Origin of the sequence: Gracilibacillus suaedae (assembly GCF_017599345.1) — a bacterium.
GTDB classification, from domain to species: domain Bacteria; phylum Bacillota; class Bacilli; order Bacillales; family Amphibacillaceae; genus Gracilibacillus; species Gracilibacillus suaedae.
The window spans coordinates 85,972-98,178 of sequence record NZ_JAGFVL010000060.1 but is presented as its reverse complement, the minus strand read 5'-3'; the positions used below and the strand labels follow the sequence as shown (position 1 = coordinate 98,178).

14 protein-coding genes are annotated in these 12,207 nt (G+C 36.8%); all 14 read right to left on the bottom strand.

Translation table 11 applies throughout. The features are described 5' to 3' along the window. Positions 1–30: 30 nt before the first annotated feature. Complete coding sequence (locus J5J03_RS18330) at positions 31–1,335, bottom strand: Na+/H+ antiporter family protein (protein ID WP_208591662.1); 1,305 nt, start codon at positions 1,333–1,335, stop codon at positions 31–33. A gap of 24 nt (positions 1,336–1,359) precedes the next feature. Then, positions 1,360–1,509 carry an SE1561 family protein gene (locus J5J03_RS18325; protein WP_208591660.1) on the bottom strand — a complete coding sequence of 50 codons (150 nt, stop codon included), beginning with the start codon at positions 1,507–1,509 and terminating at the stop codon, positions 1,360–1,362. Positions 1,510–1,928: 419 nt separating this feature from the next. Beyond that, on the bottom strand, positions 1,929–2,696 hold the full coding sequence (locus J5J03_RS18320) for a YfkD family protein (RefSeq protein WP_208591658.1): 768 nt from the start codon (positions 2,694–2,696) through the stop codon (positions 1,929–1,931). Positions 2,697–2,754: 58 nt separating this feature from the next. After that, positions 2,755–3,147 carry an OsmC family protein gene (locus J5J03_RS18315; protein WP_208591656.1) on the bottom strand — a complete coding sequence of 131 codons (393 nt, stop codon included), beginning with the start codon at positions 3,145–3,147 and terminating at the stop codon, positions 2,755–2,757. Positions 3,148–3,172: 25 nt separating this feature from the next. Further along, a complete protein-coding gene (locus tag J5J03_RS18310) occupies positions 3,173–3,604 on the bottom strand; it encodes a GtrA family protein (RefSeq protein ID WP_208591654.1) in 432 nt (143 codons plus the stop codon). After that, positions 3,601–4,743: a glycosyltransferase family 4 protein gene (locus J5J03_RS18305; RefSeq protein ID WP_208591652.1), complete on the bottom strand. Its 1,143-nt coding sequence runs from the start codon at positions 4,741–4,743 to the stop codon at positions 3,601–3,603. Before J5J03_RS18305 ends, J5J03_RS18310 begins: the two co-directional genes overlap by 4 nt. A gap of 30 nt (positions 4,744–4,773) precedes the next feature. Further along, complete coding sequence (locus tag J5J03_RS18300) at positions 4,774–5,922, bottom strand: NAD-dependent epimerase/dehydratase family protein (RefSeq protein WP_208591650.1); 1,149 nt, start codon at positions 5,920–5,922, stop codon at positions 4,774–4,776. Positions 5,923–6,517: 595 nt separating this feature from the next. Continuing rightward, entirely contained in the window at positions 6,518–7,186 is a 669-nt protein-coding gene (locus tag J5J03_RS18295; protein ID WP_208591648.1) for an amino acid ABC transporter permease, read from the bottom strand. A gap of 11 nt (positions 7,187–7,197) precedes the next feature. Continuing rightward, positions 7,198–8,085, bottom strand: a complete 888-nt coding sequence (locus J5J03_RS18290; protein ID WP_208591646.1) for a transporter substrate-binding domain-containing protein — start codon at positions 8,083–8,085, stop codon at positions 7,198–7,200. Positions 8,086–8,346: 261 nt separating this feature from the next. After that, positions 8,347–9,201, bottom strand: coding sequence for a YihY/virulence factor BrkB family protein (locus J5J03_RS18285; RefSeq protein WP_208591644.1), 855 nt, complete (start codon positions 9,199–9,201; stop codon positions 8,347–8,349). Further along, positions 9,194–9,481 (bottom strand): hypothetical protein, encoded by a 288-nt coding sequence (locus tag J5J03_RS18280; protein WP_208591642.1) that lies wholly within the window; start codon positions 9,479–9,481, stop codon positions 9,194–9,196. Before J5J03_RS18280 ends, J5J03_RS18285 begins: the two co-directional genes overlap by 8 nt. Before the next feature lie 72 nt (positions 9,482–9,553). Beyond that, positions 9,554–10,033 carry a low molecular weight protein-tyrosine-phosphatase gene (locus J5J03_RS18275; RefSeq protein ID WP_208591640.1) on the bottom strand — a complete coding sequence of 160 codons (480 nt, stop codon included), beginning with the start codon at positions 10,031–10,033 and terminating at the stop codon, positions 9,554–9,556. A gap of 47 nt (positions 10,034–10,080) precedes the next feature. Next, positions 10,081–11,745: a putative bifunctional diguanylate cyclase/phosphodiesterase gene (locus J5J03_RS18270; protein WP_208591638.1), complete on the bottom strand. Its 1,665-nt coding sequence runs from the start codon at positions 11,743–11,745 to the stop codon at positions 10,081–10,083. 90 nt (positions 11,746–11,835) lie between these two features. Then, the gene (locus J5J03_RS18265; protein WP_208591636.1) at positions 11,836–12,204 is read right to left on the bottom strand and encodes a DnaJ family domain-containing protein; all 369 of its coding nucleotides are present in this window, start codon (positions 12,202–12,204) and stop codon (positions 11,836–11,838) included. Between the last annotated feature and the right edge of the window lie 3 nt (positions 12,205–12,207).

Below are 12,207 nucleotides of genomic sequence, written 5' to 3'. Positions count from 1 at the left end.
AAGTAAAAATGATGTTCATATCCTATGATTTTATAAAATAATGCTGGCAATCCATCCAAATAAAAACAACGGAATATTAAAGTGGATAAAGGTTGGTACACATGTATCCCAGATATGGTGGTGTTTCCCGTCAGCACTTAATCCGGATGTCGGACCTAATGTACTATCACTGGCAGGGCTACCAGCATCCCCTAACGCGCCTGCGGTTCCGATCAATACGGCTATTGCCATTGGCGAGAATCCCGCTGCCATACAAATCGGAACATAAAGTGCAGCGATAATCGGGATCGTACCGAAGGAAGAACCTATGCCTAATGTGATTACTAAACCAACTAATAATAAAATAAAGGCGATAATGGCCTGGTGTTCTGCTAAAATATCAGAAGATGATGCTACTAAGGAATCTACAGCACCTGTTTTCTTCAGAATCTCTCCAAAACCAGCTGAAATAAGCATAACAAACGCAATGGTCCCCATCATACTGACCCCTTGCTGTACAAATGTATCTCCCTCACGTAATGGCACAGCAAATAGTAATACCATTAAAATAATCCCTGTCAGTGCTCCAATCACAAGACTTTCGGTAAAAATTTGTACAACTAATGCAACTAATATGGCTACAAGTGTTAAGCCGTGTTTATAATTAAATGTTACTTTTTCCTGAACATCACTTGTTACACTTTCAAACGCTAACCATTTCTTTGCTTCTCGAGGTTTGCGATACGTAATAAATACTGCTATCAATAAACCGATAACCATACCAATACCAGGTAATAGCATAGATAGAGCACTTTCCTTAATCGTAATATCTACACCATTACTGCTCATTCCCTTTTGTAGCGTTTGGTGAAAAACAAGGCCAAACCCTACTGGAATCATGATGTATGGTGCTTTAAGACCAAATGTCAAAGCAGTTGCTACTGCACGACGGTCCAATTGCATTTGATCAAATAATTTTAATAATGGTGGTATTAAAATCGGAATAAATGCGATATGTACCGGTACAATATTTTGTGAGAATGATGCAATTCCAGCGATAACTAATACAAGCATTGTTTTCTTACCTGTAAGTACTTTAATTAACGATTGTACCAATATCGAAGTAATCCCGGTATAACTGATCATAGTCGCGAAAACACCAAGCAGAATATAACTTAATGCCGTTTCTGCCTGTTCCCCCATCCCTTCAATTAACATTGTAACTGTATCCTGAATACTCATCCCTGCCATCAGCCCAGCTACTACCGCAGCGATAATAATCGCAAAAATAACATGAACTCTTAACAAACTTAGGGCAAGCATGACAATAACTGAAACGACAACTACCCATTCCATACTGTTTCCCTCTCCCTCTTTTTCTTAACCAAGATCTTTTTCTATTTTTTCGATCATCTGAATTAGTTGATCAACATCTTTAATTGACGTCTGTTCTGGATCCAAATGATCTAAACGTTCCATAAACTGCTCGAGCTGCATGCGAAGCTCTTTTATTTTCTCTCCGTTGCTCACAACAACACCCCTTTCCAACTTCCCCTACTCATCCTAATTGAAAAAAACAAACATGTCTAGCACTTTTTTAATAAGAAAAGCGTAGGGTGCTAGGAGCTAGACAAACACCCGAATTTTATACCTCCTCTCCTTAAGTAAGACTTCCATCACTGCTGCTTAGTTATCTTCCCACTCAGCCTTCAAGTTGAAGTGGAGGCATGAAGGATGTTCATTATCATTAAATCCTCAGTTGTACACATAAGGCGCTAACTGTTAGTATCATTTTGAAAGTTTGTGACTGCTAGGAGAAGCTCCGGAAAAATGTTTCGCTTTCCACTGGCATGACTTCAGCTAATTTATTGAAGAAAATTATTTTTCACCTTAAAACAAATAGAAATGCATGCATCCCTCATTTTTACGAGAAATGCATGCAATATACGTTATTTCGTCTCAAATGTAAAAGTGAGATGATTCGCAATCGGAATATGTGCCCCTATTTCCTGTTTAGTGACATTTTTAATAACAAGTTTCTTTTTTGATCCCTTTAATTCAAGGTATACTTCACCTAGTATGACTTGTCCTTCATCCTTCACTACGGGCATATTGGCTTTTAAAATTCCGGTTTTCGAAGGCGGAACAGTATATGTTTTACTAAGCTTTGTTTCCTTTCCAACTACTGCATGAAAGGTAAGAGGAAGGTCGTGCTGATCTCTTGCTTTTTGTAAAATCATTTGTTTAATCTGATCGGTTTGGTCGACTTTGGCTGTCAATGCGCCTTCTACGTGCTTTTCTTCTATTTGATAATAGAAAATTTCCTCATTCTTCTCACCATTAATATTATTCACTTCATTCGTATTTACTGTTTGAAAATCCCAATTAATCTTAGAAGATTCTGATTGATACGATAAAGGCCAATGTCCAAGATACACGTTAGCACGATAGCCAAAAGCAATTGGCGATGGATTAATGGTTGATTCATTCAATGATTTGATTAACAGTGGATTATCTATCTCAACATTAACATCCTCTAAGAGTTCCTTTACTAATTTACTCGGTTCGATCGATGTATCTTCTTCCGACATTTGTTTATAGCTGTTTTCATTTTCGATTGATACGAGATCATCTTGCTTTTCTTCTTTGGACTCTGCAATTAGCGGGATTGTTAACATCATTAAACATAAAATTACAGAAAGACCGAGTTTCTCCATTATTTGTTTCCGCTCCTTTTTTCCCTTAGTGTTACAAAAGGAGCGAAAACTATGCAAGCTAATTACTTAAATTCACGATTTCAAGTGTTTCTGTAATTTTCACACTATCTTCAATCGTCCGAATCATCGAACAATTCTTTCGGGCAATTTCCATGCTTTTTTCGATTTGATCTTTTTTCAGACCCACACCTTTTACAACAAACTGAAGATGAATTGATGTAATCTTGTTTGCTTCATCTGGTGATCTTTCGGTCTCTGCTGAAATCTTTAAATCATCAATCGTAATTCTTTTTTTATCCAATACTTTGCGAAATACCGAAGCACTACACCCTGCAACAGAAGCGACCATTAATTGGAACGGGCGGTAGCCCAATTCTTCATTTCCTGATATGTCTAATTCTCCGAATGGTAAAATGGTTCGAACGCCACCTTCTGATAAATAAAAATCCATCTGAATTCCTCCTTTAGTGTAGTATTCATTGTTTGTAATCTTTAAATACCATATACTTGATCATAAAAAAACTGGCTAAAGAGGATAAACCCATTGCTAAGGCTTTGGAAAGATTATATCGCCACCAATTTGGTATTTCCATTATAGCAAATAAGGAATTAGCCCCCAAGAAAACTAGGTTACTAATTCCTAAACTAATTAGTGCTTGGACAAAAAAAGCAATACGTTGATAAGAACTACCCTTTGAAGTGCGGTTGAAGGTAATGGAAGCATTCCAAATATAACTATTTAAGATTGCCAGGCAATAAGAGATACTATTGTATAAGAGAAGCATGGCAGATTTGTCAGTATGGAATAGCAATAACAGTAAGTTAAGCACACCTATGTCAATCAGCGCATTACTGACACCTATAATACTAAATTGAAAAAATTGAAAACGACCACTTTTTCGTTTCATGAACATTCCTTCTTATCGTAGTCTTTATGGTGTGAATCAATTACTTGTTGATAAAAAGCTAACGCCTGCTGTGACTGATCATCCCATCCCATTTCATGAATATCCTGCCAAGCTTTTTCCGCAAGCCTATTACGCAATGCTTCATTTTCTAGTCGTAATACCGTTTCTTTAAAGCTGTCCAGACGTTGAGGGTTATATAATAAGCCGTGTTTTTCATGTTCGATTTGCTCACGTGTTGGCCCGCTGTCCGCTGCAACAATTGGTAACCCTGATGCCATAGCTTCCATTAGTACTAATCCTAACGTTTCAGTTGTTGATGGAAATACAAACACATCACTAGAAGCATAGGCTTGCGCTAACTCTTCACCATGCATAAATCCGGTAAATACAGTATTTGTTCCTTGAAAATGTTGTTCCAATTCTGCTCGGTGAGGTCCATCACCTACAATCGCTAATACGAATTGGTCAGATTGTTCTAAAACTGTTCGGATCTTTTCTATTTCTTTTTCTGGTGCAAGTCTGCCAACATATAATAATAGCGTTTTATCATCGATTCCATTTGTTAATCGCGTCCGCATCTCCAGATCCGACTTCTTTGGATGAAAAAGGCTCGTGTCTACACCGCGTTTCCATACATGTACATTACGAAAATGCTGTTGGTCTAATTCTTGTTTCACGACATTTGATGTACAGAGGTTAATCGAAGCCTGATTATGTAATTTCCGAAAATACCACCAGAGAAACCCTTTAAATATTGATAAATGATAATACTCAGCGTACTTGGGGACCTGTGTGTGATACGACGCTATTAACGGATAGCCAAGTTTTTTGGCAAAGTGAACACCTGTGGCGCCAAGTAGCGCCGGATTGACTACGTGAATAACATCCGGATCGCATTCTATGATTAGCTTTTTCACGCGTTGGCTAGGTAAGGCAAAAGCTTTCGATCGATAAAACGGCAATTTACGAGCTGGTAACCCGATTACTTTTGCCCCTTCGAATTCATTTACTCCTAAATCCGGCGCAATTACCGTCACCTGATGTCCATTTTTTAAAAAATAGCGTATACTATTCGTTAACCTTGTTACCACACCATCTGTAGAGGGCAGAAATGTTTCCGTGATGATGAGTATGTGCATTACTAGATCACCCTTATTCTTCTAGTTCGATTATTTCCATTTCACTTGTGGAAAGATATTATTTTCGATAACTCGATCTTTATATGTTATTACAGCTCGTAAAATTTCTCTTATTACATTTTCGTCAAGAAGATAAGGTTCTAATCCAAGATCTTTTAATTTTGTATTGGCTGCTTGGAAAAAATGTTCTTCAAGCTCAACTCGTGGATTTTCTAAATGTGCTATATTTGTTTCAAAGCCTTCTTCTTGAGCAACTTTTTGAACTTTTTCTGCTAGATCTCCTACCGAGAACTGTTCAGTAAATTGATTGAATACGCGGAATTCACCGTGGTCTGCCGGGTTTTCCGCTGCTATCTCGATACAACGGACTGTATCCTTAATATTTAGAAATCCTCTCGTTTGTCCACCTTTTCCATACACTGTTAAATCTTGTCCAACTGTTGCCTGAATAATAAAGCGGTTTAAGGCAGTACCGAATACACCATCATAATCTAAACGATTAGTTAGGACAGGATCTAATTTTGTTTCGTCTGTTTCTAAGCCGTACACAATACCTTGGTTTAAGTCTGTTGCTCGAATCCCCCAGATTTTGCAGGCGAACATGATATTATGACTATCATGCACTTTCGATAAATGATAGAAAGAACCTGGCTGTTTTGGGAATGGTAAGGTATCTTTCCTTCCTTTATGTTCTATTTCGATATATCCTTCTTCAATTGGGATATTAGGTGTACCATATTCCCCAAGCGTACCTAATTTAATTAAATGACAATCCGGAACAATTTCCTTAATACCAAATAGTACATTTAATGTTCCAGTCACATTGTTTTCTTGTGTGTAGACTGCATGTTCTCTATCAATCATAGAGTATGGTGCAGAGCGTTGTTCGGCAAAATGAACAAATGCATCTGGTAGTTCTTGTTTTAACACTTCTTTCAAAAAGTCGTAGTGTGTTAAATCACCTTCATATAGATTGATTTGTTTACCAGTTAATTCTTGCCATTTTGCTACTCGCTCTTCTAAGGAAGCGATAGGTGTTAATGAATTGGAGTGCAGTTCATTATCAATTTTCCTTCTTACATAGTTATCAATAATTGAAACTTCATGTCCTTGTTTGGATAAATAGAGAGCAGTTGGCCATCCACAGAAGCCATCTCCTCCTGCCACAATAATTTTCATTCTTCTCCCACCTTCTCTTCTATAACATTAAAAATAAAAAACCTATAATTATATATATTAACATTCATTCAATATCATGAGGTAGTTTATTCTGAATTTTTACATAGTTTTTACTATTTTTAATCGCATGACCACCTTTAGTTTTCACATAAATCGATACTACCGTTTTTCCCTTCCTTTTACCTTTGTTCTATATAAAGAATACGATTCCCTGGTTTCCTATCTATTGTCCTCGAACAGGGGGCAATTCGAACATCTTGAATTGGGTGTGTATTTACAGAACGTGTATACTTTCTTTTTAAAAAAGGCTTGGGACAAAAGAGTAATTAGACAGGAAAAATCCGAACATTAATATCTAAGTACACATAACACTTCATATTTCGCTTTCACCTAAATGTCATAAGTCAACACCTGCTCAAAGCTTGCATTCGCAGTGCATCCTATACCGTGACGGCTTTTAGCTAACTGTGTGAAGAAGAACACTTCACACAGTAGATCTTCAGCTCACGTGCTCGTCATGAGGAGTCTGCGAATTTTGTCTACGCTTAGTCCAGATTGTTCGGATTCTCGTTCTACCTATTTAATTATGTCCCTCTTAGGGCTTCATAAATTTGCTGAATTTGTTTTCTAAACGTTCTTGAAAAACCGATATTAGGATACAAACCGGCCAGTAAATAAGTGCGACCAGTACATACATAGTCAATGAATCGAAGGAACGTCCTCCGGCAATTTGTGCCTTTTGAAAAAGCTCCGGCACGGTGATGACTGCTGCTAAGGATGTTGCCTTAACTAAATCTAAGAAGACATTTGTTAATGGTGGTAACGCAATTCGCGTACTTTGAGGTAAGATAATTTTCATTAAAGATTGCCAATAGCCAAAACCTAATGCCTTTGCAGATTCCCACTGACCTTTTGGCACACTATTAATAGACGATCGAATAACTTCCGCAATGTAGGCGGCACTGTTTAAACCAAAACCTAATATTGCTGCCATAATTGCTGGCATTTTCAAGTCGATCATTGGTAAGCCATAATATAAAATAAATAAAAAAACAAGAATTGGTGTCCCACGCATGAACGATATATAGACTCTGGCAGGATAACGTAAAAGAGTCATATCCGAGCTTCGTCCTAAGGATATAAATAATCCTAACACAAGCCCTAATCCCATACTTGCGAACGACACAATCAATGTCATCGGTAAACCACTTAAAATCAGTGGTAAGTTCTCTATCGCTAATTGGACATCAAAAAAATTTCCCATGGTATCACACCTTACAGATCAAGACCCTCAATTTCTTCGATCTCTTCCTCTGGTTTTTGTGAAGCATCTTCTTGATAAAACTCTATCGCTAATTCGCTTAAAGTTCCGTCCTCTCTCATTTCTGCTAGTGTTTCATTTATTTTTTGCTGCAATGTTTCTGCTTCTAAATCCATTACTACAGCTTGTTCTGTTGGATGGAACTTCAAATCCGGATGCAGGTGAATATCGAATTCAGGAAAGCCACCCACACCAAACTTTGATAAATAATAATCATTGACAATCACGTCTGTATTGCCATTATTCACATCACGTAAATAGGCTTCATTTGGTGCATTTCCATAAGTAACCACTTCTGCACCAAAATGTTCAGCGATCTGACTGTAAATCGTTGTCGCTCCACCACCAGCACGTTTACCTTCTAGGTCTTCCAAGCTCTCTATTCCTGAATTATCATCTTCTCGTACAACCATTGTCGAATAAGAATATTTATATGGTTCTGAAAAAGCAAATTGTTTTTTTCGATTATCTGTTGCTTCAATATCATTCACAGCTACATCAATTCTACCACTTTCAACCGCTGGCAACATACTGTCAATTCCCATTATTTCAAACCTAACCTCTAAGTCGAGACGCTCTGCTATTTCTTTCATAATTTCGACATCGTAACCTGTCAAGTTGTCATTTTCGTCATATGTAGAAGCACCAATTAAAGTACCTGATGTGCCTGCTACAATCTCACCTTTCTCCTGAATCTCGTCCCATTTTTCTGATTTAAGTTCTTCCGTAGCGTTCGTATTGTCGATCGCGTCGGAGGCTGTCTGATTCTCGTCACCTTCTCCACATGCAACAAGCAAACTAATAACAGTTACTAAACTAAATGATAGCAATAATTTCCTCATAAAAAACGCACCCCTTTATACTTGTTATATTATTTTTCTCTATTAAAAGATAACAGTTTATTTTTATTATTTCAATATTTTTAATATCTGTTTCATATATTTTTATATAACTGTTATATTCCATTTTTTTCAATATATTTAATGGAATTTGTGCTTGTGTAGCAAAACAAATAGGACTGCTCACTGTCAGTTCACGATTCACTTAATTGCAACCGATTAACTAACTTCAGTGAAACAGTCCTATCTTTCAATGAAGGATATTCAACTTGGATTTACTCTGTTCCTTTCCCTGTTTTCGATTTGTGCGTTAATTTCGCCTCCAGTGATGATAATCATTCCTGAGAGGTAGAACCAGATCATCAGAATAATCACTCCCCCGAGGCTGCCATATGTAGCTGAGTAGTTGCCCATCGATGTTACGTAGTAGGAGAAGGCGAGTGATGTTAATTGCCAACAAATAGTAGCAAATATGGCTCCAATGTAGATATGCTTAAAATAGACACGCTTACTTGGTGCCATTCGGTATAACATCGTTAAAACAATAAAGAAAATAATCGAGGAAATTACCCATCTTAAGGTGTTCCATATATCTAAGAACCCTTGTGATAATCCGAACAATGAAAAGAGGTACACTCCAATCATTTTTCCGAAAATCGGTAACAAAAAGGCGACAGAAATGACAAGCAGCATCGCGATTGTTAATATAATCGATATCCCTCTCATTACAATAAACGAACGTTCTTCCTCAATATTATAAGCTTTATTAAACGAGCGTACTAATGCGTTAATCCCATTTGATGCAGACCAAAGCGTACCGATAATCCCGATCGATAATAAGCCACCATTACGGTTGTTCATGATTTGTACAAGGTTATCATTTAACATGGTTACGATTTGCTCTGGTGCATACGTGGATATAAAATTCATGACGTTAATTTCATCAAATGGTAAATAACCAATTAATGTTATAAGGAAAATCATAAAAGGAAATAACGATAGCAGAAAAAAATAAGACAATTGCGCCGCTAAACCCGGGACATCGTCTCTCGTTATTCGCTCTATCAATTGCTTGATAAAACGAACTGAACGATTATTAGCAAATTGATTCTTAACCATTGTTGTCTCGTTTGTCTACTTTTTCTGTCAGTTCTTGCAATTGATGAAGCATGTTTAATGCAGAGGTTAGTCCTGTAGCAAGCTGTTCAGAACATTTGGCATAGTTTAGATTTAATTGATGGATTGCATTTGCTGGATTCTTAGCATAATAGGCCGCCTTGTTGCCACAAACCTGTAATTTCCTTGTCACATATGATCGCGTTTCTCGATCACTCAATGTAATAAGCCCTCCAACAACTGCTCCAGTAAGTATACCTTTGATTAATCTTTCTTTTCCCATGACTCTCAACCCCTCTGATCTTAGTTTTTCATGGCGCTAACCATCATGGGGTAAGCCCCCTTGATGAATGTCTCATTTTATGTCTAAATCATGCTTATTGGAAATGTACGCAAATAATTGCTCACAGCCTTCTTTCACTAACTCATACGTGTAATCAAAGTTTTTGGTGAAATATGGATCTGGTACATTTTGTTCTTTCGGTTGATCCACAAAATCCATCAATTTTTTTACAGTCACACCAGTTGTTTGATACGAAAATTGTGATAAATCATCCATATTTTGCTGATCCATTGCAATGACATAATCAAATTCTTCTACATCATTTGCTTGAATTTGTCTCGCTTGTTGTCCATGATACGAAATATTTAATTCATCTAGCTTTGCTCTTGTTCCTTGATGTGGAGGATTACCTATATGCCAATCGCCTAATCCTGCTGAATCAATTACAAACTGATCCTCTACTCCCTTTTCCTTGACGATATGACGAAATACCGCTTCGGCCATTGGAGATCTGCAAATATTTCCTAAACAAATAAACAATACTTTAATCATATAATACCACCTCAACTATATCTTAATCTTATTTTCTTCAAGAAGTCCTATGAAAATGCTAACAATTTCTCTTCAATTAAATCCGCCTCAAGCGGTTTACTATAAAAATACCCTTGATAATAATCACATTTCTCATTTCTAATAAAAGAAAGTATTCGTTCACCTTCTACACCTTCCGCTACTACCTTCAAACCAAACGTATGCCCTAATTGAATCATTGCTTTTATAATTTCCGCACTGCCAGATTCTTCAAACAATTCCTTAATAAAAGATTGATCTATTTTCAAATAATTAATCGGAAACTTTTGTAAGTATCCCATCGAGGAATAACCGGTACCGAAGTCATCAATCGATAAAGAGACACCCATAGAACGTAATTCATTCATCATTTCAATACATTCTTCGGTATTTTGCATTACACTATTCTCCGTAATCTCTATTTCTAAATAATTAGGATCCATGCCAGTTTCCTTAATAACTTGTTTGACTCGAGACAGAAAATCCGGGTTCTGCAGTTCGACTGCAGAAATATTGACTGCAACCATTACAGGATTCGCTCCACTCTCATGCCATCTTACGAATTGCTTACACGCTTCTCGTAACACCCATTCCCCGATTTGATCGATCATACCTATTTCTTCAGCAATCGGGATAAAAAGAGATGGCGGTATTTTGCCTTTTTTCCCATGTTCCCAACGAATCAATGCTTCTACTCCAACAATCTCATTAGTATGCACATCCACTTTTGGTTGATAGGACAGCGTAAATTCGTTAAATTTGAATGCTTTACGAATATCTGATTCTAACAATATCAATTCATTATATTGTTCACTCATTTTATTCGTATATTCACTAATACGGTTGCCACCTTGGACTTTACCATAATGAACAGCTACACTTGCCCGATTGATATAGTCCTCTGTTTTGCAAGCTTTTTCGTTCACACAACATACCCCAATCGTCGCTGTCATATAAAAATCATGCTTGGAGATAATAATTGGTTGTCTGACAACCTGTAAAATCTGCTCTGCAAATGCTTTTATATCTGGTACTTCTTGGTCAATGACAATAACAAACTCATCTCCACCCAAGCGATAGACCGGACACCTTTCCGATACAGCTTCCTTTAGACGATCTGCTATTAAAGTGATTACCTGATCACCAGCAAATTGTCCTAATGTATCATTCACATTCTTTAACCGATCCAGATCACAAATCATGATTGCTTTCGGTTTTTCATTATAATTATTATGTATATTTCTGTCTAAATCATCAAGTAACTTTTGTCGATTAGGAAGCTTTGTAAGGATGTCGTGAGTTGCCATAAATTCAATTTGTTGTTCAGATTTTTCAAATGACGTAATGTCAATAGTAGTCCCTACTACCTCAATCACTTCGCCATCTTTCGTAACGGGGGATAACATGGTGTATAAATAATGATTATGAAAATGGTGTCTAAACGTGATTTCTTTACCTGTAAATGCCTGGGTTAGCTTACTTTTCTGTACTGATATAAATTCCAAGGTGAATTCCTGACCAGTAGCTGTCATTATTTCCGGCAATTCCAACTGCTCTTTCAACTTCCCCGATAGAAATGAACAATAGAATTGCCCTTCCCGCCTTCTAATTACGAACATAAGGTTCATGTTATGATGTAATATTCTTAATAAATCATCGTTAGTACCTGAATATAGATTGTTTTCGCGTGGCATAATAGTCACCTTTGTTTTTTATTTTCTTCTAGTATACGTGAAAAGGTTACATGAAAAAAGTACTATCTCCTAACTTTTCTACATTTTCCCTTAAAATAACCGATTAATTTTACTGCTATATCTTTTGTATGCGGAAGATTGTTTCATATTTCTTTTGTCTAGGAGCATTTGAAATTGTAATTCTTTTTCTGAAATTCGTTTCTCGAGACGTTGTTTATCCTTATCACCTGTACAATATTTCAGCAAATCTCGTAATGACGCTAACTCTTTGTTTATTTGTACTTCTTCAGGCAGATATCCGCTATTTTTCATGATACGATAACTCATTCGTAATTCTGCTGGGACATGTTCTAGCGGGTCTTTCTTTAGTGGTTTTCCCTTTCCTTCTATCTGATCAAACTCGCCATCTTTCATTGCTTGTTTAATTCGTTCTTCTGCAAGTTGTGAAAATACGTCCATCTT